The sequence below is a fragment of the Paracoccus sp. SSK6 genome, assembly GCF_039770665.1.
Taxonomy (GTDB): Bacteria; Pseudomonadota; Alphaproteobacteria; order Rhodobacterales; family Rhodobacteraceae; genus Paracoccus.
This window is the reverse complement of record NZ_JBDPNJ010000035.1, coordinates 1-21,650: the sequence shown is the minus strand read 5'-3', so window position 1 is coordinate 21,650 and position 21,650 is coordinate 1. Positions and strand designations below refer to the sequence as shown.

17 protein-coding genes and 2 pseudogenes are annotated in these 21,650 nt (G+C 58.6%); 9 read left to right on the top strand and 10 right to left on the bottom strand.

The genetic code is table 11. The features are described 5' to 3' along the window. Nucleotides 1-121 precede the first annotated feature (121 nt). Entirely contained in the window at nt 122-1,222 is a 1,101-nt protein-coding gene (locus AAIL68_RS15520) for a hypothetical protein (protein WP_347140641.1), read from the top strand. A gap of 69 nt (nt 1,223-1,291) precedes the next feature. Here AAIL68_RS15520 and AAIL68_RS15515 read toward each other — a convergent pair whose 3' ends face one another. Further along, nucleotides 1,292-2,026 carry a GIY-YIG nuclease family protein gene (locus AAIL68_RS15515; protein ID WP_347140640.1) on the bottom strand — a complete coding sequence of 245 codons (735 nt, stop codon included), beginning with the start codon at nt 2,024-2,026 and terminating at the stop codon, nt 1,292-1,294. 513 nt (nt 2,027-2,539) lie between these two features. On the opposite strand from AAIL68_RS15515, the gene AAIL68_RS15510 reads away from it, so the two are divergent. Next, nucleotides 2,540-4,183, top strand: coding sequence for a transposase (locus tag AAIL68_RS15510; protein WP_347140639.1), 1,644 nt, complete (start codon nt 2,540-2,542; stop codon nt 4,181-4,183). A 512-nt stretch (nt 4,184-4,695) separates the two neighbouring features. On the opposite strand, the gene AAIL68_RS15505 is transcribed toward AAIL68_RS15510, so the two are convergent. Beyond that, nucleotides 4,696-5,538: a VPLPA-CTERM sorting domain-containing protein gene (locus tag AAIL68_RS15505; protein WP_347140638.1), complete on the bottom strand. Its 843-nt coding sequence runs from the start codon at nt 5,536-5,538 to the stop codon at nt 4,696-4,698. 348 nt (nt 5,539-5,886) lie between these two features. On the opposite strand from AAIL68_RS15505, the gene AAIL68_RS15500 reads away from it, so the two are divergent. The 3 genes from AAIL68_RS15500 (at nt 5,887) to ihfB (ending at nt 8,033) form a co-directional block, all read left to right on the top strand. After that, complete coding sequence (locus tag AAIL68_RS15500) at nt 5,887-6,465, top strand: response regulator (protein ID WP_347140637.1); 579 nt, start codon at nt 5,887-5,889, stop codon at nt 6,463-6,465. A gap of 399 nt (nt 6,466-6,864) precedes the next feature. Then, nucleotides 6,865-7,086, top strand: a complete 222-nt coding sequence (locus AAIL68_RS15495; RefSeq protein ID WP_347140636.1) for a hypothetical protein — start codon at nt 6,865-6,867, stop codon at nt 7,084-7,086. Between the two features lie 662 nt (nt 7,087-7,748). Beyond that, entirely contained in the window at nt 7,749-8,033 is a 285-nt protein-coding gene (gene ihfB / locus AAIL68_RS15490; protein WP_306609657.1) for an integration host factor subunit beta, read from the top strand. Between the two features lie 1,231 nt (nt 8,034-9,264). On the opposite strand, the gene AAIL68_RS15485 is transcribed toward ihfB, so the two are convergent. From AAIL68_RS15485 to AAIL68_RS15475, 3 genes are all read right to left on the bottom strand, one after another. Then, the gene (locus tag AAIL68_RS15485; RefSeq protein WP_347140635.1) at nt 9,265-9,510 is read right to left on the bottom strand and encodes a hypothetical protein; all 246 of its coding nucleotides are present in this window, start codon (nt 9,508-9,510) and stop codon (nt 9,265-9,267) included. Between the two features lie 653 nt (nt 9,511-10,163). Beyond that, nucleotides 10,164-10,367 (bottom strand): hypothetical protein, encoded by a 204-nt coding sequence (locus AAIL68_RS15480; protein ID WP_188717260.1) that lies wholly within the window; start codon nt 10,365-10,367, stop codon nt 10,164-10,166. A gap of 234 nt (nt 10,368-10,601) precedes the next feature. Next, nucleotides 10,602-11,537 carry a replication initiation protein gene (locus AAIL68_RS15475; protein ID WP_229665480.1) on the bottom strand — a complete coding sequence of 312 codons (936 nt, stop codon included), beginning with the start codon at nt 11,535-11,537 and terminating at the stop codon, nt 10,602-10,604. 741 nt (nt 11,538-12,278) lie between these two features. Here AAIL68_RS15475 and AAIL68_RS15470 point away from each other — a divergent pair. Then, nucleotides 12,279-13,412 carry an AAA family ATPase gene (locus tag AAIL68_RS15470; RefSeq protein ID WP_229665479.1) on the top strand — a complete coding sequence of 378 codons (1,134 nt, stop codon included), beginning with the start codon at nt 12,279-12,281 and terminating at the stop codon, nt 13,410-13,412. Next, on the top strand, nt 13,409-14,359 hold the full coding sequence (locus AAIL68_RS15465) for a ParB/RepB/Spo0J family partition protein (RefSeq protein ID WP_188717257.1): 951 nt from the start codon (nt 13,409-13,411) through the stop codon (nt 14,357-14,359). The genes AAIL68_RS15470 and AAIL68_RS15465 overlap by 4 nt, the downstream gene beginning before the upstream one ends. A 527-nt stretch (nt 14,360-14,886) precedes the next feature. Here AAIL68_RS15465 and AAIL68_RS15460 read toward each other — a convergent pair. The 3 genes from AAIL68_RS15460 to AAIL68_RS15450 form a co-directional block, all read right to left on the bottom strand. Further along, nucleotides 14,887-15,375 (bottom strand): cupin domain-containing protein, encoded by a 489-nt coding sequence (locus AAIL68_RS15460; protein ID WP_347140634.1) that lies wholly within the window; start codon nt 15,373-15,375, stop codon nt 14,887-14,889. Continuing rightward, on the bottom strand, nt 15,372-16,007 hold the full coding sequence (locus tag AAIL68_RS15455) for a TetR/AcrR family transcriptional regulator (protein ID WP_188717255.1): 636 nt from the start codon (nt 16,005-16,007) through the stop codon (nt 15,372-15,374). The genes AAIL68_RS15460 and AAIL68_RS15455 overlap by 4 nt, the downstream gene beginning before the upstream one ends. A gap of 147 nt (nt 16,008-16,154) precedes the next feature. Beyond that, nucleotides 16,155-17,252 (bottom strand): hypothetical protein, encoded by a 1,098-nt coding sequence (locus AAIL68_RS15450; protein WP_347140633.1) that lies wholly within the window; start codon nt 17,250-17,252, stop codon nt 16,155-16,157. A 974-nt stretch (nt 17,253-18,226) separates the two neighbouring features. On the opposite strand from AAIL68_RS15450, the gene AAIL68_RS15445 reads away from it, so the two are divergent. Continuing rightward, nucleotides 18,227-19,006 carry a transglutaminase family protein gene (locus AAIL68_RS15445; RefSeq protein WP_188717010.1) on the top strand — a complete coding sequence of 260 codons (780 nt, stop codon included), beginning with the start codon at nt 18,227-18,229 and terminating at the stop codon, nt 19,004-19,006. Between the two features lie 700 nt (nt 19,007-19,706). Here AAIL68_RS15445 and AAIL68_RS15440 read toward each other — a convergent pair. Further along, nucleotides 19,707-19,904, bottom strand: a pseudogene (locus AAIL68_RS15440) (transposase); the annotation flags it as partial. Nucleotides 19,905-20,170: 266 nt separating this feature from the next. On the opposite strand from AAIL68_RS15440, the gene AAIL68_RS15435 reads away from it, so the two are divergent. After that, nucleotides 20,171-21,466 (top strand): IS110 family transposase, encoded by a 1,296-nt coding sequence (locus tag AAIL68_RS15435; protein WP_347140642.1) that lies wholly within the window; start codon nt 20,171-20,173, stop codon nt 21,464-21,466. Between the two features lie 22 nt (nt 21,467-21,488). On the opposite strand, the pseudogene AAIL68_RS15430 reads toward AAIL68_RS15435, so the two are convergent. Then, nucleotides 21,489-21,650, bottom strand: a pseudogene (locus AAIL68_RS15430) (transposase); the annotation flags it as partial.

Here is a 21,650-nt window from a genome sequence, read left to right as displayed (position 1 = left end):
TGAGATCAGATTGCTCGTCTTGGCCCAAAGAGGCCAATGCGCCATGGCACGCGCCAGCTATTGGTAAGCGCGCGCGCCATGGCGCCGGCCACCGCCACCTGACCTGGTTTTACCCCGCCGCGTGGCCGGATTTTACGCCGCCGTTGACAATCCGGCGTTCGAGGGCGCGGTCAGCATCTGTCGCGAGCTCTCGACACCTGCAGGCCGCATCGACAATTTGCTACTGACGCCGGCGGGGTTGCCGGTTGTTGTGGAATGCAAGCTTTGGCGCAATCCGCAAGCCCGGCGGGAGGTGGTGGGTCAGGTACTAGAATATGCGCGGGAGCTTTCCCGCTTCACCAGCGCGGACCTCCAGCGTGAAGCATCGAAGAGAGGGGTAACCTCCCTCTTCGAGCACGTCCGCCAGCATCATCCCGACATAGACGAGGTCTCCTTTCACGACACGCTGACCCGGAGCTTGGCGCGTGGCCGGTTCCTGCTCCTCATTGTTGGTGACGGGATCACCGCCAATGTCGAAGCCATCTTTGAGCAGCTCTCTACAAACGGTTCGCTCCACTTTTCCTTCGGCTTGGTCGAGCTGCCAATCTTCACCCTCCCGGATGGCGCACGTCTGGCGGTGCCGCGGGTCGTTGCTCGGACGGGCGTGGAAGTCCGCAAGGTCGTGGACCTCCCCAACGGAATGACGCTTGAGGACGGCACCGACGATGAGGATGACGACCTCGATGACCAGGGTGTCATCAATGCGCGGCGGGCGAGTCGTGCGGCGGGTCAGGAAGAACGGACGAGGTTCTGGACCGAGTTTCTGGAGAAGCTAACGCTCGATGATCCTGAGCAGCCGCGCCCCAAAGCGGGTTCTCGGGGATCGCTGACCTTCACGCTCCCCGTGCCGGGTTACAATTCCTGGCTCACGGTCTGGCGCTCGCCAAGCTCAGGGGAGGTCGGCGTCTTCCTGTCGTTCCGATCTGGCTCTATTGGCCAGCGCGTGGCGCAGTCTCTGGTCGATAGTTCGGGAGACCGGATCCTTGCCGAACTCGGAGGGACGGCAAGCATCGGAGACAAGGATGGTACTCCGGTGTTCAGAGACAGGCGGATCTTCGGGGACCTATTCAATCCTGAGGTGGGCAGCGCCGCCAGAGCGTGGCTGGCCGAGCGGGTTAACCGCTTCGTCAATGTCCTTCGACCTGCCGTGAGATCAGCGGCGGCCGACTTGGAGGAGGAATAGAATAGAGGAGGATGCCAGTGCCACCCAGTTGCCTCCTTTTCAGCAGTTTTTTCAGCTCGCTTGTTACCGTCAACTCAAGCTTTGATCGGCACCTGGATACGGAAAGGCCGCCTTCGCTTGTTCAACCAGATCAGGGAAATCGATGCCCCGCATATGACCTTTGACGACAAAGTCTAGGCGCGCTGCATAGATCGGATTATTTCGCCCCTGAATGCGGGATTTCCCTGCAAAGTAGTCAAGGGTTTGCTTATAGGTCTGCCTCCGGAAGTGGTGCAGTTCGCTGAGCAGTTCCTGAGTCATACCATTTCGGTGCAGGTATTCGGCAGCTCTGCATATATCCTCGGGTAAGAACGGCTCAACGGTGGCTGCATCCGACCTTTTAATGGCCTTCACGACTACCGTGTTGGATGGGACAAGCTCAACTCCGTCGATCATCGTTCTACGGCAAATCGCTGCAGCTTCCGCATAAGCCTGGTTAGGGTCGATACCTTCGAGCCATTCGTTTAAACGACCCGTCTGGCCTAGCTTCCTGTACGGCGCGAAGTGGGCGTGCAGCAGGCGTTCGAGCCGAGCTGGCTGCTCATCAAGCACCAGGACATCGAAACGCACTCGCTCGACACCGAAGGTCCGGCGGTAAGCTGTGAGGCGGGCGCGGAGGTTAACAGAGATCCCGTATTTGCAATTGGCTGCATTGACTTTGATGCAGCCGTTCCGGCGCTTGGCATCGCTGTCATTGACCGACACCAGATGATCACCAAGGAGGCGAACGAAGTAGACTCCGGGACTTGCTGCGACGATCGGCATCCAACCTCCTTGTTCAGGGCTCAGTCAAGCAAACCCTGAACCGTATGGCCAAGTAAATTCATTCGATGCGGATCATGCCCTGACCGGCAGAGCAGTTCGGCGGCGGAGGTCATGCGGATCTCGTTGGTGCAATTCGATCGCCTCTGAAGGTACTGGAGCGACCCGAGATCCCGACCCACACCAATGCCTCCGAGAACGACCTGCAGGCCTGCGTCACCAAGCGCCGCATCTCAGGCGGCACCACGAGCGCAGATGGCCGCCAGGCCCGCGACGTCATGCTTGGGCTCATGAAGACCTGCCGAAAGCTCGGCAGCTCCTTCTTCGCCTACCTCGGTGATCGCCTAGGCCTCAACGGGACCGCCGAGCGCATCCCTCCGCTGCGCAATCTGGCGCGCGCGCAACCGGCGTAAACTCACCGCCCCGCAATCTGCTCCACTTACCCTGACCCCGTAACTGGGGCAGATTACGGGGCACAGGTGTTGCGCTTGTGATCTTGGTCTGATTCAAAATCGTATGGGCCAGTCATCGGATGATACCTTTGGGACGCTGAGCGCCGACAGTTTGCGTCGGCTCGTCGGGGATCTGTCACGACGGCTGCAATCGCTCGAGGACCAGGTGACCCACCTGGGCGATCAGCTCGCGTCAGCCGAGGCGGCCCGGGCCGCCCTGCAAGTCGAGAACCAGGAACTGCGCGATGAGATTGCCCGGCTGAAGAACCTTCCGCCGCGGCCTCCGTTCAAACCCTCCGGCATGGACGAGGTTACCGAACGGGAGGTTCGCAAGAGCGGCGGTCCACGGCGGCGGCGTGGCCCGAAACGCGACAAGGACCGCGTCACGCGCGAAGAGGTTCTGTCTGTGAATGTGCCCTCGGGATCGCGCTTCAAGGGATATCGAACCATCCTGGTTCGTGACCTGTCGATCTCGGCGGACCTCATCTGCTACCGGCGCGAACGCTGGCTGACCCCTGAAGGCAAAAGGGTCATCGCGCCCTTGCCGGAGGGACTGCTCGGCGGCTTTGGCGCCAACCTGCGGCGGTTCTGTCTCGCGCTGCATGCCCAGGGGCAGGTGACGACCGAGCGGCTGACTGCAATCCTGAACGGGATCGGCATGGACATCTCCAAGCGTCAGGTGGTGCGCATCCTCACCTCCGATCTGGAAGGGTTTGTGGCGGAGGATCAGGCGATCCTACGGAGCGGCCTGGCCACTGCGCCTTATATCAGCGTGGATGACACCGGTGCCTGCCACGCTCACCGCGACGAGGTCACGACGCAGATCGGCGGCACTCGCTTCAGCGTGTTCCGCACGGGCCGCTCAAAGTCACGGCTGAACTTCCTCTCCCTGCTGCGGGCCGGGTGCGAGGATTACATCATCAACGATGCGGCACTCGACTATATGCGCCATCGCAAGGTGGCGCCGGATGTCATCAGTAAGCTTGCTGCCCATCCCGAGACCTCATTTGCCTCGCAGATGGCCTGGTATGATCACTTGGTGAGACTTCGCCTGGACGTCTTCGACCGCACCCTGGTGCGCGAGATCACCGAGGCAGCCCTCTGGGGCGCAGTGCCCCATCACGGGTTGATGGGCAACACGGTGGTTGTGTCCGACGATGCCGGACAGTTCCGCATTCCCAATCATGCCCTGTGTTGGGTTCATGCAGAGCGTCTGCTGCAAAAGCTGATGCCGAAGACACCCGAACAGACGCGCAAGCTGGACAAGGTCCGAGACCAGGTGTGGGCGCTCTACCGCGACCTGAAGCTCTGGAAGCAAAAGCCGTCCGCAACAGAGGCGCCGTTCCTCGCTCAACGCTTTGACGACATCTTCGGGCAACGCACCCACTACAAAGAGCTGGGTCAGTTGCTCGCGCGCCTGCACAGGCGAAAGCACGAACTGCTGAAGGTGCTGGAGCGCCCCGAGATCCCGCTCCACACCAATGCCTCGGAAAACGACCTGCGGGCCTGCGTGACCAAGCGCCGGATCTCGGGCGGCACGATGAGCGCCGATGGCCGACAGGCTCGCGACGTGATGCTCGGCCTGATGAAGACCTGCCGAAAGCTCGGCATCTCCTTCTTCGTGTATCTGGGTGATCGCCTCGGCGCCAAAGGGACCGCCGAGCGCATCCCTCCACTGCCCGATCTCGTGGGCGCGCAACCGGCGTAAACTCATGCCGCCCCGCAATCTGCCCCTGTTACCCTGCCCCCTACCCTCCTCACAAGCAACGATTCACGTTTATCTATATTCATACCCGCTTTTGGTGCCTGTAGTGCGGTTTACCCATACAGCTTGAGCAGCAGCGCGACTATCCGAAGATGAACTCCCTACTCGGAGTAAGTAGCCTGCGGAAGATACGGAGGTTGGGAAACCTGCAGAAGCAGCAGCCCGAGGAAACGCTACATCCTCGCCTGCCCCGACCTGGAAGAGACCTGCTCTGTAACAGTCTTCAAACGGCCGTTTCATCGCGCTATAGATAACTGTATGAAGTGTTCGGTAGCTTGAAGGTACAGAAGCACCACCTCCCAGAAACCTTCCTGTCCGCATCGCGCTCACCGCAACGATCCTGGTCTACCTTTAGAACTCAATGGGGCTGGAATGTACGTGCAGGCAGCACTTTCTTGAAATATTAGAACAGGCGCCCTTCGAGACGCCTGCTTTTGCTTTTATCAGAGGGAGTGTCAGGCAGCCTTGCGGCGACGGCGCAGCAGCGCCAGGGAACCGGTACCTGCGCCGAGCAGAAGGGCGGAGGCCGGCAGCGGCACCGGAGAAGGGGGCGGCAACCCACCTTCGTCGATCAGCGCGTAGCGAACTTCACCCCCCATATAAAGGGCTTCGCCAAGCCCATTGCCCCAGAATGAAACCGAGGTAAACGACCCGGTATCATCAAAGGCGCCGACAAAGAGCTCATAGACGCTCGACCCGCTGCCGTTTTGGGAGGGAAACAAGCCGTCTGCAAAATCATCGGCGGTCGCAACAGTAATTGGAGCGCCTCCGTCAAAGGAAATAAACAGCTCAGTCACCGGGTCATGACAGCAGGTAGCCCAGTCTCCAACCTCGAACCCGATTGCATTAACCGCAGACCCAAAGGTCAATGTAACGCCCGAGTTGAAGTAATCCGATGGGGCGGTCCGAATGCCGCCGTCCGAACCGCCATCATTACGCGCAGGACTGATGTCAGTCACTTGGCCAGACAGAGAACCATATGTAGTCGTGGAAAGAAACCCGCCGTTGTTGCGGGTGATTTTATAGGCGCCTCGATCAATCACGGTCCCGCCAGTCAGGCCGGTCCATGTGTCGACAGTCACTGTCCCCCCGGCACCAGTCGCCACTGCGTCGAAGTTGGCGCGTCCACCGGCCACATCGTCGAAAACGGCAAAGGTTGCAGCGTGAGACGCTGAACTTGCAGCGACGGCAATCGCTGAAGCGAGTAAGATTTTACTTACAGCACTCATTGACGTGTACTCCAAACAAAAACAAAGGCTCCCAAGAATCACGGTGGAAGCCACATATAGATAACACAATCGTTATCCTCTAACATCCTGTTTATTAGCGTTTTTTTCTCCAATTAGATGAGAAGAAAAATGGAAATCCACCTGTGGTTTATCTTCTAAGTATCCAGACCGCTTTGTTAGAAATCTGAATCGCCATTTGCGTGCCAGTGGGAGCGGAGATCCAGCAAGGCCGTTCACAGGGGCATTTCCAGCCTTGGCCGAGGCGATGCGCAAGAGTGTCGGAGAGCGCCCAAAAGCGGAGAGCTCTAAGGTCGCCGTATTCTTGCGTCTGAAAAGCGTGAAAGTTGTTTGGCTAATACGATGACGTAAGGTAAACCGAGTGATTGAGGGAGCCGCTAAGGTCTTGGGAGGGGCCTGATGACATTCGAACCACTGCGTATTCTTTTGGTCGAAGATGATTTTTTCATAGCTGAAACCTTGGCGCGCGAGATCCGTGCCGAAGGCGATGCGGTGGTAGGACCGTTTTCTGATATCCATGAGGCGATCCAGTACGTCGGCCTGGTGCAAGCCGCCATTCTCGACGTCCTGGTTCAGGACGAGACGTCGTTTTCCCTCGCGGATTCCCTGATTCGTCATGAGGTCCCCTTCATCTTCCTGACGGAAGCTGATCCGCGGCTTATTCCTGTGCGCTTCGCGGATCGCCATATTTACGCCAAGCCCAGCCCAGCGACGCCCCTTCTGCATGATTTGCACCAACAGCACCGGGCGATTGTCTCGCAAGACGGCACTAACCTTGAGGCAGCCGTAATCGAGATGATCCATCGAGCGCGCGATCTCATGCCTAATGAGCAATCGGCAGACCGAATTGTAGAGGGAACTCTGCTTCGGGCCATTGCAGAGACTAAAGACAATCGGATGGAAGATGATATCCGCGCCTATATGCTGAACTTGCTGTATGACGAGTATCGCCAGCGTGGGAGACTTTGTCTTCAGTAGCCCTCGCAGTCCCCGGCTTGAACCATCGTGTTAGGGTTATGTGGTCTAGGGGCCCGCAGCCGCCTTGTGCCGCGCTTGGCACAGAGCTTCCGCAAGCTACCAGGCCAACACCTTCAAGCGGGGGCGGCAAAGGGGGCGAGGGGTTCGGTCGGCAGGACAGCGCATCATTCAGGGCGGGCTGAACCGCGCGACACGGCGAAGGTTCCAGGACGCGAAAGGCCCTTACAACCATGCCAGGTGCAAGGGCCTTCCATGAAGGAGTGCGCTTAACCCTCACCTTACCTGAACAGGGCCGTATAGCGAGGGTTCCAAGGCAGCCGAAACTGTAACGTCGCCAAAGGACATATCCTGTTAAAGTTCCATCACCTTCGCCATCTCCAGGCGGGCAGGAGGCTAAAAATGGCGCACCACGGCGAGACCGAGATCGAGATGGTCCAGCGTCATATCCGCCAAGGAGAGGAAAGCGTTACCTCTCAGCGCAAGATCGTGGCGAGCCTTCCACCGGACAGTGCCCTTGAAAAGACCGCGCGCCAGCTCTTGGTCCAGTTCGAAGACGCCCTGGAAAACCATCGCGCACATCTGACCCGGCTGCTGAACCAAAATCCGGAAGCAGGTCTGTAGACACTTCGCATTTCCTATCATTCAAGCCATTCAAGCCCGGTAGTTCAGATTAGCGAAGAACCAGCCTCAACCCGCTTCCACCAGAAGGGAGGGCGGGGAAGACTGGCAAGACAACTGCAGGGCAAGCTGGAGCAGCGGCAAGTGTCGGGTATCTGACACAACGACCTCGGTTTCCTAAATACACTTCTTCCAAGCAGGTCTATGGAAGTATCGTATTTTTTGTCAGAAGGCTAAAAAATGCACTCTCGCCAGCATCAACCTTCTTCTCCCTTTTATGATCCTAAAAGGCGACTGACGGCCGAAGAGTGGGCCCTGATCATGAACGCCCTGCGTGCCTATCAGCACAATGATGCCTACCGCTCTCTTTATGAAAAGCTTGAAGCTTGGTCGATATCCCCGGTGACAGCTGAGCAACGCCTGTCCTCGTCCAGCCGGCCAAGAGCAGTTTTGCCTTCGTGTGACAGGGTTTGAACCTGCGGCATCCGACATCCAGAGCCGGCGTGCTATCCAAGCTGCACTACACCCCGCAATAGATTTCCGCTCTCTTGCGGGGCGGTCCCAAAACTGGCATCGCTATAGAACCTGGAGCCTTTTCCTAAGTCGATTTTTGTCACAAGTCCGGTGAACGACGTCATGAAGCCGTTACACCGTCTGGGGGAATGATGACCCGTTCCGAATTGATTGAGCTTCTTGCTGACGAAAACCCGCATCTGTTTCGCCGTGACGTCGAGCGGATCGTAGACACAGTTTTCGATGAGATCATCGAGGCCATGGCGCGCGGCAATAGGGTCGAACTGCGCGGCTTCGGGGCTTTTTCGGTAAAAAAGCGTGATGCCCGGAACGGCCGCAATCCCAGAACGGGGGAAGCGGTCGACGTGGACCAAAAACATGTGCCTTTCTTCAAGACAGGAAAGCTGTTGCGTGATCGGTTGAACGGGCGCGCTTGACTGCCGATACGGCTTAAGGCTGCCCACACACGCCTATGCCCGGATCTTGTAACGCTACTTTTTGGAAACCGCACCTTCAGCGCAGATCCAGGTGGCCGGAGCCACAACTTTGCACACGTAAGGCGGATGATCATTTGCCCAGGCCAAGCGGTTCGACGAGACCTTTCCCGCCTTGGTCGAGGCCATGCGCAAGAATGGAGGGCGTCTAAAAAGCGGACAACCTGAGGGTTGCCGTGTCCCTGCGTCTGAACCAAAGCGTCATGGCTCGGTTCAGGCCAGCGGGCTTGGTTTGCAGACCCAGATGAACCGTGCTTTGCGCGATGCCACCAGTCTGTGATCGAGGGGAAAGCTTTCCAGCCGAGCGACAAGAACTTGAAAACGGACAACACAAAAGGCTGCTCGGCTGATGGGATGGTTATGCCGGAGGGGTAGGCGCCGGCAACTTATCTAAATTAACAACTTCAAGTTGATTAATGAAGGAATTTTTCTCTCCATGGGTTTGGGCCGAACCCCAGACCTTGTCTCTACCCTGGGTCCGACTGCGTCGCGGCGGACATGAAGAAGTCAAAAGGAGGCAATGCACAGGCTTTGCAGGAGCAGAAGCAAGGAGAAAACGCACTGGCAGATAGCGCGGCCCCCCTGATGAGAACCGGACATGCAGCACCAGGAGGAGGGACAGGTGTAGGGCTCACTAGGTGTCAGTAAAAAGGAAGCCGCCGTGACCGTCTGACACAGCGACCTAAGCACAGTTATCAGAAGCCAGGGAGGGGCCTTCTCGAAATATGCTTAACCTACGGTAAAGCGCCCCTTCAGGCGGAGCTTTTTGCTGCGGCGCAGCCAGATCCTTGAAACCGGCAAGGAACAGCCGATGGGCGTAAATTCGTCAGCCAACAGGAATGTTCTGCAATAAGGTGACAGGCGTTTCCGAGGACCTGGGTTCAGAGTGACCGTCCCGAGTGCCTGGTTTTGGCAAAAGCCCTGCCCTTTCGGCGGGGCTTTTGCTGCGCCGCAGCCATCCCCTTGTTCAACCCCTGGCTGCACTGCAGCGGATATGAGGTTTTATGACACGCCGCGAGAGAGAGTGCCGGGTCGCGCCGGCGTTTTGGGACTGTTGGAAGTGGAAACGAAAGCATCCTTCCAGAATAGAAAGTAACCAAACCCGAGCATTGCCAGCAGCCCCGACAAGCCACCAGCTCGCCAGTGAGCGGCAGACGGACAGAACTGACGCACATCAGCCCACACGTTTGCCCGCGAGCAGAATCGCTGCACATTCCTCGGGATAACGCGGCAGTTCTGCCACGGCGGCAAGGATCTTGTCAGACCATGGCCCGTTGAGAACCGTAACATAAAAGGCAAGAGCTTCCCGATTGAGGAATGTCCTTGCAGAACACCAAGCCCCGTTCCGCCGCACTTGGGCAAGATAAGCTCGGCCTTGTGGCGACACTGCCACGCGGCAATCATTATCCGTGGCGATCACGCCAGGATAATCGTCTTGAGCTGTTGCCAGGGGCGACGCTGAGGCAGCAGGACGCGGGGGCGCATCCATTGCTGCCAACGCCCTATCGGAAAGACTCATAGTAATTTTCCTCTGTGCTGTTGTCGCTGCACAACGGCTTTTCTCAGCAATGCATTAACGATTGTTTAACTACATAGATATGGATCTTATTTTCGCGTGAAGGGCTACTAAGACCGGAACCGTGCGGAGATAATAGGCTCAGGCAGCATCTTCCGCAGGTCATTCAGGTTGCGTTCGGCAGCGTTGAGGGCACGCGCTCATGCAGCTTCCCGAGTGGACCGAGCTCCTGCGCATGAAGCGCCGGCTGATGATCCTTGTCCGCAAGATCTGCTAGTACGCCGATACCGAGTTCATTGGCCTCTTCGCGCTGCGAACGGAATGAACAGGAAGGCCACCCTATGCCTGACCAGCCACACAGCCCATCCCCGGCCTTTCTGATATCGCCCTCCGCGAGACCCTCGATCTCCTCAGCCGGTCGTGGCCAACAGGTCCGCGTTGATCGACACGCAGGGCGAACGGATCGAAATCCTGACGGCCAAATTTGAGGAAACCCGCACGGCTGCAATCCTAGCCGCCGGACGGACCGATCACCGCGCCTATGCTAAACTCATGCGCTAGAGGGCGATGAGCTGTGCTCGGCCCGTCATGGGGATCTTGAGGCTGTCGATCCGCTCCATGAATGCATGCACGCCCCTTGGGGAACCCTGGATCTGACTGGGTGTCTTGGACTGCATGAAGAGCAACAGGATCTTCCGGACAATGGTCGGTGCCCAGGCGGCCGTCACCGTACGGGTAATGAAGGGCTGCTTGGCGATCACAATCTACGGATAGACGCCGGTCAGGGTTTCCCGCTGCGTTCGGAGGTTACTTTGGACCTTGGAAAGAAGGGCTAAATGCGCCGCATCTGCTCCGCACTCAGTCGGAAGTATCTTGTATTGTCCTGGTTCATAGCCGGCGTGAATCAGTCAACATGCTGACATACCGATCATTTCGAGGAATGGACCCTAAGGCCTTAGGTCTTCCCACCCCAAGAAATTGCCAACTGGCAATTTTTAGAGCGGGTTCTTGTCGGCATAGCTTCGCAGAAAAGCTAGGAAGGCGCGATCCGGATCTTTCGGAGGCTCTTTAGATACGCTCCACCGACGCCATTCACCTTCTATGAAATAAATGTCAAAGCCAGGATGACGCAGTCTTGCAGTCTCGTAAGTTGCCGTTTGCAGAGACGGACCGTGACTATCCAACCAAGCTGGCCGTGGCCGCGCGCCCTGCCCCGTTACCACCTGCTCCGCCCGGCCCTCGGCCTTAATTCGCCGACCCACCTTGGAAAATTGCAGTGCGCGATCCGCTGCCCCGCCAGCGTCTCCGTCCTTGCGCCACCACCGCATCTCGACATGCGTCACGGCCCTGCCCGTCTTGATCGGCGATATCTCGACCATGAAATCTGACAGCGCATTGACCTCCGCAACAGCCGGGTCAATTGCTCGTAGCTTAAGGTTGGACCAAGACGAGAGCTTGCCCTTTGGCACCCCCATAATGCCCCGCAAGGAGTCGAGCGTGAACCGTTCCGACGATTTCCAGCGAAGGTTTCCACGCTTTTGTACCATCTCGTACAGGGTCAAGGCGTATTTGGACGACAAGGCAAACATAACCTCGCGCTGTAGGCGCGCGAAGATCTGGCTGTTCCGAATGATCTTTCTCAGCCGCGCCGGGATTTCATACTCCAGCAATCCGTCATTCCTGCTGCTCTCAAGGTTTCCCCCCAAGAGCTGGACACGTTCGATCGCCGGTTCCCCATCCCAGCTCACAGCGACCTTAACGATTGCAGACATCAGTCTTTCAAGGCTGTCGCCGACACGGTCGTTTGAATTGTGGCTACCACGCAAAACGGATTTAGCAATGATATGGGTGACGGGCTTATCAATGGCATCCCAGGCGTTTTCCAAAAGCTGATTGTAGATCCGACGGTCGTTAAGGGTCAGAGGAGTCACCTCGACAAGGTCAACTAGTTCGCCTGGCTTGACCAAACTGTCGGCGTTAGGCCGCGCTTCAACCGTCCTAATTGATGCGTCTGCCACAGTTCACCATACTTCTAAGGTCTTACTTTTGTAGCTCCATGGAAGTAAGCTTTCAAGCATATTGCCAAAAAAGGTAGAACGGCCACCCAAAACGTAAGGCTTGATTCGGAGAGACTAGGTCGAATGATATTCAACGTCCTGCTTTTGCAAGACAATTCTCGAGCTTTGCCAGACAATCGTCCCGCCAACCAAAATGTAAGTCTTGGGCAGCACCCTTCCTGTAAGGACCCCAGTCCCGAATCGTAAGGAATACTGTCCCAGAAGGTAAGCTACAGCACCCCAATTTGTAAGATTAACGACGGAAAACAAATACTAAACAACCACTTGCCTTCCTTGAATCTGAATCTGATGAATCTGAACAAAGCGTTGGTTTGATTTTATCCACAGGTCCCAACAGCAACCAAGCCGCCAACGCTTACAAAATGGGACAAACCGCCCCTAATCTGGCGGCTGGAAAGCGCCAAAACCATTCCTTCTCGGGCGACCTGCAAACTATCGGTTTTCTCTAGGTTAGATTCGAAAAACCGAACTTTACGCCATCACTGATTCTCGACATAGTGCCGGGAACAAAGCAGCGAAGTCGTAACAATGAACCATGCCCTACCCCCGGTCACACTGGACGAGCTTGCCGTCCTTAGCCAGCGTGCCACGACAGTGATCGAACGACTGCGGGAAAGAGTATTTTCGCCCGGAACACATAAGCAGCTAGATCTGCTCTTTAATGTCCGTACGGCGGCCGAGATGGTTGGCCGGTCGGAGAAAGCGATCCGCGATGCGGAGGCCGATGGACGGCTTCCCGAACCTGCCAAGGATGAGACCACCAACCGGCGCCACGGATACAGTCTTGCCGAGGTAAACCGCATGCGAGAGGTATTCGGTACACTTCCGCACCGCGATCCTGACGATCCACCGCTGATTATGGCAGTGCAAAACTTCAAAGGCGGCGTTGGGAAGACTACCTTGGTGGTGCACCTGGCACAATATTTCGCACTCCGAGGCTATCGTGTCTGTGTCATAGACTGCGATTCGCAGGCCTCAACGACGGCGGTCTTCGGCTTGAACCCGGACGTCGACGTACACGAAGAGGAAGATACGCTTTACCCATTTCTGCAGCATGGCGGCCCGAAGTCGCTGCATTATGGATTGCAGGCGACCTATTGGCCGGGGATCGCTTTGATACCCGCGAATCTTGGGCTTTATGACGCAGAGTACGAATTTGCCGCCCGAATGGCGCGTGATCCGGTCTTTATCCTTGACCGGTTGCGCGACGGCGTAGCTTCCATTGCGGATCAGTTCGACATCATTCTGATGGATCCACCGCCGGCGCTTGGGATGCTGTCCTTGTCGGTGTTGCGTGCGGCCAATGCCTTGCTGATCCCGGCGCCGCCCAACAATATTGACTTCGCTTCCACCGCGCATTTTCTGAAGATGATGGAATCGACCCTGGCGGAACTGGCGCGGCATGGCGGCCCGCGGGAATACAGCTTCGTAAAGATCCTGACATCCAAAATGAACGATCAGAAATCCGCCCATCAAGCCATCAAGCGCATGATGGACGCGGTTTTTCCTCAGGACATGCTGAACGTGTCGCTGAAGGATTCGGCCGAGATCGATAATGCGACTGCCAATTTGATGACGGTCTACGAACTGACAGGCCCCGCAACCAGGACCGAGACGCACAAGCGATGCCGCGCCTATCTTGACGCAGTTGGGCGCGAGGTCGAGTTGTTGGTCCGGAAGACATGGCCAAGCCATCACCGGCAATTGCGCAAGGAGGGCTTGTTGTGAGCAAGCGGCACGATGCTATCTTTGACGATGTCCTGAAGGACCTACCTGCGCCGGCGACGTCGGACCGGGCCGGAGCGCGGTTTCTGAAACGTACAAACGCCTTGTCGGAGACCGGTGAGCGCGAGGAAAAGGTGTTAAGATGGGTCGATCCCGCAAGCTGCATAATGTGGTCCCGGCACAACCGGGCCTATGACTTGCTGACCGAGGAAAACTGCCGCGAGCTGATCGACAGCCTAAGATCTCAAGGACAACAAGAATTTCCCGCGATTGTTCGCAAGCTGCCGATGGGGCACGGGGCGGAATACGAAGTCATCTGCGGCGCCCGTCGGCATTTTGCCATAAGCTGGCTGCGCGCTAACAATTATCCCCAGTTCCGCTATCTGATCGAAGTCCGCGACCTGACCGACGAGGAAGCGTTTCGCCTCGCTGATATCGAAAACCGTGACCGCGCCGACTTGAGTGACTACGAACGGGCCCGGGACTATCTTCAGGCGCTCGGCGCCTATTACGGCGGCAAGCAAAAGACCATGGCCGCGCGGCTCGAAGTGTCCGAGGCATGGTTGTCGCGCTATCTGCATCTTGCTCGTCTGCCAAAGGCTATCATCGACGCTTGGCCCAGCATTACCGAAATCCGGGAATTACATGCCCGACAGATACGCCCGATGCTTCATGATGCTGAAGACAAAGTGCTAGTCGAAGCGGAAAGGATCGCGGCCGAACAGGGAAAGGCTAGGGTGGGGCAGGGAGCCTATGTTGCTGTGCCAAAGGTCCTATCGCGCTTGAAGGCTGCGGCATACGGCCCCGTACCCCAGGTCAGCAAGCCCGTGAATGGCGTCACCATCGAAAAGCGCGGGAAAAGGGTTCGGATTGAATTCCCAAACAGTATTGACACCGCGGAACTTCGATCAGCCCTGGATGATTACCTTCTGGGCAGGACAGAAAAGTAAAAATTGCCAGTTGGCAATTTTAGGACGTTTCGCTGTGCGCTCTGCAAGGCTAGTGGATGACTGAGCTATGTTGCTAGGCAGCAAGTGAACGGCCAGTAAGCCTTCACGGCTGTCTTGTCAGCCGCGGTCGATGCCGCTTCAAAGAGGTAAAGCAAATCGGTCGGATAGAAGCAGGCGGCATGATTCAGGCGGTTGCGGAGCCCGGGAACAGGAAGCAACCTCAGGCTTATGGGATCCTGGCAGATATTGAGTTTTGAATGTAGTTAGCACGTGGAGTCTAAGCCGACCGTCCGAACGACAGCGCATATTTTCCTAGGTCACCAAATCGGCCAAACATCGCCTTGGTGACGGTGGGGACCGCACCTGCGTCTTGAATGATGGCCGCACTGGGACGCGACTAAGACGAATGTGCCTGATGTGGTCCAAATGGTCTTTTTGTAGCGCTTGGCGATAGCTCCAGAACTCCTTTCTTTTTTCCAAAGAAGGCTTCGGCCATGTGCCGCCATTTGTAGGCGCGCTTCTCGTAATCACGCTTGATCTTGCAGTTCGCCTTCGGTGGCATTTGCGGGTTCCAACGCCATCTTGATCCCGTGGCGGTCCATGGCTGCGCCGATGCCGGCGAAGTCAGGTGCGCCTTGTGGGCGTTCCGTCGATCCGATGTCGCGGAAAAAGGCGATCATCGAGGATGCCAGCATCACCAGCATGCGAGCCGGTCTGTCGCTCTCGTTGGCATAGTTGTGTGGCACCCGGGAAGGCACCCGCACCGAAGTGCCCGCACCAGCCTTTACAATGCGTGGCGGCAGGCCCGCCGCGCACTGGCGGACTGTCATCTCGCCCTCAAGGATGTAGAAGAGTTCAGGAGAGTCGTGGAGGTGCGGGGGCGTGCCTGAGCCGGGTGCCACTTCAATATCGATGAGCTCCAGATCCGAGCCTGGCACACCGCCCAGAAAGCGGATGCGGTCCGCCATAACCCAGAGATACTCGGCGGTGCTATCGGTTGTCACGTCAAGGCTCATCGCATCTCTCCTCTGTTGGCGATGGTTGCGTTTGCAGCAGTTTCGGCAGACTTGGCCGCGGACAGGATCAGATCGAGCGCCCAGGATGCGGTTTCTCCGGCCTGGGTGCCGTCCAGGCCGCCATAATCCTTCAGCACCTCCCATGCGGAGGCGGAGTAGAGGAGGTGCGCCAATGCCTCGATCTTTCGGCGCTGATCGGCAGGAAGGGCGCCGAGCACGGGCGCCAGTGCTGCCGAGAAATTCAGTCGCCGCGCGGGAACGGTGGCCAGGCGCATCTGCCGGCCGGTGCGGGAATGAAGGGCGGCACGCATGGCTGGCTCATGTCGATCGAACAGCGGAAAGGTCTGGAGGGGACCGGCCACTACGTCCTGCAGCGTTTCGGGCTTGGTGGAAGCTCCGATCTTGGCATTGAGCCATGGCCAGAAGGCCAAGAGCAGATCGTCCTTGTTGGCGAAATGGCGGAAGATGGTGCGGCGCTGAATGCCTGCCTCCGTGGCAATTGCCTCCATGCTGATGTCGTCCGGGAGAGCCGAGGACTGCATCAGCGTCAACAGCGCGGAAAGGATGGCCTCACGGGTCTCGCGGACTTTTTCCTCGCGCACTGGGCTGTTGTAGGATCGCGGGATGGTCACAGAACGCTCCTCATCTTGATGTCACAAAGAGTGACACGAAAAAGGCCGCCTGTCAATTGGTGTCTCTATTTGGGACGCGAATTCGTTTGAGAATCCTCTTCAGCAGAGGGTCTCATCGATTGTCTCACTTCGCTGTACCGGCCTCTTTCACCGAAAATCTCGCCCTTTCACCGCGATCGTATCGAGGTTGAGACTGCGGACATACATGTTGCGTGGCCGAGGGCCTTCGGGATCCGAGGCGCCCGGATCCGGGGCAGGAACGGCATGGTGGATCTCGTCGCCGCGGCCATGGGGCAGGGGAGAGACGGTGCCTTGCCTGCCGACGCTTCCGAGTTCGCGGGACAGGTCGGTCAGCCGATGGGCAACGAGGTGCACCACCTCACCCTCCCTCTGGCTGCGGCCCTGCACGGCGATCATGCCGGCCCCAAGGACGATCCGACGATGCGCCTCGAAAACCTTCGTCCAGACCACGAGGTTGGCGACACCGGTCTCGTCCTCGATGGTGATGAACATGACACCCTTGGCCGATCCCGGCCGCTGGCGGACCAGCACCAGGCCGGCGGTTTCCAGCCAGCGGCGATCGCGGCTGCCCATAGCCTCGGCGCTGGTCACGGTGCGGCGCTGCTTCAGTGTGTCGCGCAGGAACGAGGCCGGATGGCGGCGCAGCGACAGTCCGGTATGGCCGTAATCCTCGACCACCTCGCGGCCCAGGGTCATCGGGCGGAGCACGACAGCGGGCTCGGCTGGCTCAGGATTGTTTTCTCCTGCACGATCTGATGCCGCCGCGAAGAGCGGCAGCTCCTCGGGAGCCAGTCCCTTGATGGCCCAAGAGGCGTCGCGGCGGGACAGACCGAGACTGGGACGAAAGGCGTCGGCCTCGGCGATCCGCGTCAGGGCGGCAATCGGCACACGGACCCTGCGCCAGAGATCCTCGATTGAGGCATAGGCCTGATCCGCCCGCGCCGCGACAATCGCTGCGGCATGGCTGTTCGCCAGCCCCTTGATCATCCTGAGGCCGAGGCGGACGGCAAAGCGGCTGCCCTCGTCCTCGGGCCGTCCAGTCGGTTCCAGCGTGCAGTCCCAACGGGAGGCGTTCACACAAACTGGCCGGATCTCGACACCGTGCTCCTGCGCGTCGCGCACGATCTGCGCGGGGGCATAGAAGCCCATCGGCTGGCTGTTGAGCAGTGCCGCGCAAAAGGCGTCGGGATGCCAGCACTTCAGCCAGGCCGAGGCGTAGGCCACGAGTGCGAAGCTGGCCGCATGGCTTTCGGGAAAGCCGTAGGAGCCGAAGCATCAAGCTGCGGCGACAGAAACATGTGCTGATCGGCAAGCGGCGTCTTTGGTTTCCGATCAGGCACAGCGGTTCCTCGCAGGACAGGACAGCAAACCGTAAACATTCCTGTGCAACTTGATCAACTCCCGCGATTATGTGAGGGCCGAATTCCTAACAGTGGTTGAGTTGGTTCTTAAGGACTGGACGAACGCTGCTTCAACCTGCTCAGACGGAGGGTCTCTCGTGCGCCGGTTCAGGGTTGGGTGCAGATGGCTACGTGATCCTGAAGTTGACGACGTGTCTTGTCACCGACAATTTTTGTGAACTTGCCTGCCACTTGGCTGTGCAGGAAGACCAATCTTGAACAAGGCGCGGAGATGCCGAGCCTGTCCTTGCAACAGATCGAGGGGCCTCTCTCCATCTCCCTTTCTTGTCTCTCCGCAGAATGTCCGAGGGCCGTCAGATGCCTCTGTCTCGAAGATCCGTGCACAGACGCGCGGAGCTGATGTCCAGGCTATTTTGCAGCAAGCCTTTGCGCTTCTGCAAAAGCCGCCTCATAGGAACCATGCTCGAATGGATCGACGGCATAAAACGATCCTGGAGGCTGGAGATCCGCAACCACCAGCTAGCGGGCCGAGCATGAAATGAGTGCCCAGACGACGAGCGCGGTCCACTGCCCCAGGCCTTGACCCGGGATGGTCGCGTTGATCCAGTCGGGCGCGGATATATTCGTACCAAAGCGGGGGAAGCAGGTAACCCGGCGACTGGCTGTAGAACGTAATTCCAAACTGCTCATGCAGGACCTGCGTGAGCCTTGATCATGGGCAAAACGGCTTTCGAAATGGATCGGCTTTTTACGGTCCCGTCAACTTTCAACTATATCTCTCGGATCCAATCCTGCCGGGCCGTCGTTCGGTGCCGTGGCAGGTAGGGGCGGACAAGCATGCGGATGAAGGTCGAGGTTGAACTGAGCTACAAGCTTCTGACGCCGGGACCTGCGATCCTGGCGGTCGAGGCCGCCGGGGCCTTCGGGCAGGAGATCAGCAACGCCACCATCGACTTCGGCCCGGTCGAGCATCTGGCCCGCGTCCCCGGCGAGGAAGGCATCGGCGAAAAGATCATCATCCGCACGGCGGAGGATCTGCGCTGCAACTATTCCGCCAGCGTGGTGGTGACGCGACCCCGCCCGGTCTTCGAACGCCTAACCGCGATGGAGATGGACGAGATGTCGGGCGATGCGCTGCGCTATCTGCTGCCTTCGCGTTACTGCCAGGCGGAACGCTTCGTGCCCTTCGTGAACCAGCGGTTCGGCGACAAGACCGGCGGCGCCAAGGTCATGGCGATCCGCGACTGGATAAGCCAGCGGCTGGACTATGTCTCGGGCGTCAGCAATGCCTCGACCACGGCGGCGGATACCTTTCTGGAACGGCGCGGGGTGTGCCGCGATTACGCCCACCTGATGATCGCGCTGTGCCGCGCGGCCCAGATCCCCGCGCGCATTGCCAGCGTCTTCGCCCCTGGGGTCGAGCCACCCGATTTCCATGCCGTGGCCGAGGTCTATCTGGAGGGCACCTGGCACCTGATCGACCCCACCGGCATGGCTGAGGCCGACGAGATGGCCTTGATCGCCGTGGGCCGCGACGCGGTGGACGTGGCCTTCCTGACCACGGTAACGGCGACGGAGTTGCAGACGCAGACCGTCAAGGCAATCCGTCAGCTCTGAATAGCCGTGTCGTGCGGCCAGTGCTTTGCATTGGCAGAACCTTTGCTACCGATGCTTGCTGCGATCTGGTGAAGAGATAAAGAACCCAAGACGGGCAAGGACCTTGCGGATATTGTGATCGCAGGCACAGGGGACAGGAAGGATCGCGCCACTAATGCCCTTCATGGATGGATGTCGTCCTTCCTGGCCAGATCGGCCGCCGTCAGTTCCTCACGGATGGCTTGCAACGCCACCTTCGCCTTGAACTCGGTCAGACAGCGTTTTCGTTTCGACATGCGGATCAGTCCTTCGCCAATTGCCAAAGCTTGGCAACTGGTCCGAATTCCTGCAGCCACCACTCCGCGAAGTCTGCGGCACGGCTAAGGTCGATGCTCATCACGACCGATATGATGAACCCCTGAACGTGCGGTGGCTTTGCCGCAGCCATCACGTTAAGCTGCACCACTACGGCGAAGATATGTTTCCCATCGGCCGTCCGCAGGCAGGAGCATTGGACTAAAGCAGCCAGTGACTGGCGACTATGCGGGACATTGCTGCCGCTATCTATCTTTCATGAAAGAAGGCCGATAGAGAGGGCAGAAAGAATCCTGACGTCAGCGCGGCATTGCAGCCGTCAACGGACGTAGAGACGAGTGCGTGGATCTGGCCGGGAGTGTCCTGAACTTTGTGTATCTGACCGGCTCCATGCGGTTTCAGATACTCAAGCGTCGAAGCGCTCGCCGAACATTATGGCGAACTGGTTGCGGGCCGCAAACCATTCCCGGACGTTTCGGCCGTCTTTCTCGAAGCTGCGGATGGCCAGGTAGATCAGCTTTGTCGCCGCCTCGTCTGTGGGGAATGACCCTCGGGTCTTGATCGACTTGCGGATGACCCGGTTCAAACTTTCTATGGCATTGGTAACCGGTATGAAGATCTTGGTGCCATTATCCGGCCCTATCACACCCGCAAGGGTATATGCTGTGAGCATCCGGGACAGAGGCACTGGGAGCACGAAGGTGCGGGCAGGTCGATCTATTCGATGAGCTTCGAGCTCGAATTAGTAGCTGACCGCCTCTGCGACTCGCCCGGTTGCGCCGAGAGCGCGAATCCGTAGTTGTCGTGTCGCCCCGCCGCTCCCGCTTGTTGTTACTGGCAAGGGAGGCGCCCATGGGACGCGTGATCGGCATCGACATCCACCGCACCTTTGGAGAGGTGGTGATTTGGGAAAACGGCCTTACCCGACACGGGGGCCGGGTCGACATGACCCGCACGGCCCTGGAGGGATTTGGCAGGCAGCTTTTAAAGACGGACGAGGTCGTCATCGAGGCGACTGGCAATTGCATGGCGGTCTCGCGAGTGCTGTCGCCTCACGTTGCGCGTGTGGTGATCGCCAATCCGCTTCAGGTCAAGGCTATCGCCCATGCCCATGTGAAGACCGACAAGGTTGACGCAGCGACGCTGGCAAGCCTGCACGCTGCCGGGTATCTGCCGGAGATCTGGACCCCGGACGCGGCCACGGAGCGGCTGCGCCGGCTTGTCGCGCGCCGCCATCAGGTTGTCCGACACCGGACCCGGATCAAGAACGAGGTGCATGCCATCTTGCATGCACACCTGATCCCGAAGTGTCCGCACGCGGATCTGTTCAGCCGTCGCGGCCGGGACTGGCTCGCACGCCAACCCGTTCCCGAAGATGAGCGGGCTGCGATTGCCCGTCACATCCGCGAGTTGGATCGACTCGGAGAAGACCTTGCCCAACTCGACCAAGACATTGCCCAAGACGCCTTGGAGAACGAGGCAATCCAGCGTCTGGTAACAATCACGGGCGTCAATCTGGCGGTTGCTGCCGGGCTGATGGCTGCGATCGGCAGCATTGAGCGGTTCAGCTCGGCCCAGAAGCTGGTGAGCTACTTTGGCCTGAACCCGCGTGTGCGCCAGTCGGGCCTGGGTGCTGCCCACCATGGCCGGATCAGCAAGGTGGGGCGCAGCCATGCCCGCGCCATGCTGGTCGAGGCTGCTTGGGCCGCTGCGAAAGCACCCGGTCCTCTGCGCGCGTTCTTCATCCGCATCAGGGCGCGTCGCGGCCATCAGATCGCCGCGGTTGCAGTGGCCCGCAAACTCGCCACCTTGTGCTGGCACATGCTGGCGAAAGGTGAGGACTACCGTTGGGCTCGGCCAAGCTTGGTCGCCTACAAGCTGCGTGCCATGGAACTGGCGGCCGGACAGCCGCAGAAGAAGGGCAATCGGCGGGGCGCGAGCTATGCTTACAACGTCAAGGACATACGACATCAGGAGATGAAGATCGTCGAGCAGGCCGAGAAGAGCTACGAGCAGTTCGTCTCAGCCTGGAAGTCACACCCGTGCGGAACAGGAAGCAGGTGTGCGACCGCCTCAAATCGGCAGGAACTGGATGGGCTGCCCGGTGACGTTTCCAGCCGACACGCCACGCTTCGCCACGAGGTCGATCGCACCATGAAAGAATAGCAGCAAACGCGACAAAGGTCTTGTCGATCTCATCCGTGGTGTAGATGATCTTGCGGATCGCCGGATCGAAGGCAAAGAACGGGATCACCTCGGCCCATGCGCGTCGCCAGGCTGGGGCGATGGACGCGTATTTCCCGGCCCATTTCTCCTCAAAGGCATCGAGTTCGGCCTCGGCCATTGCGGC

Excerpts from the sequence above, each read along its gene's own strand:
- AAIL68_RS15495 (WP_347140636.1), top strand. The coding sequence starts at position 6,865 with ATGGCGCACCACGGCGAGACCGAGATCGAGATGGTCCAGCGTCATATC.
- AAIL68_RS15510 (WP_347140639.1), top strand. The coding sequence starts at position 2,540 with ATGGGCCAGTCATCGGATGATACCTTTGGGACGCTGAGCGCCGACAGT.
- AAIL68_RS15515 (WP_347140640.1), bottom strand. The coding sequence starts at position 2,026 with ATGCCGATCGTCGCAGCAAGTCCCGGAGTCTACTTCGTTCGCCTCCTT.
- AAIL68_RS15460 (WP_347140634.1), bottom strand. The coding sequence starts at position 15,375 with ATGAGCCTTGACGTGACAACCGATAGCACCGCCGAGTATCTCTGGGTT.
- ihfB (WP_306609657.1), top strand. The coding sequence starts at position 7,749 with ATGACCCGTTCCGAATTGATTGAGCTTCTTGCTGACGAAAACCCGCAT.
- AAIL68_RS15500 (WP_347140637.1), top strand. The coding sequence starts at position 5,887 with ATGACATTCGAACCACTGCGTATTCTTTTGGTCGAAGATGATTTTTTC.
- AAIL68_RS15445 (WP_188717010.1), top strand. The coding sequence starts at position 18,227 with ATGCGGATGAAGGTCGAGGTTGAACTGAGCTACAAGCTTCTGACGCCG.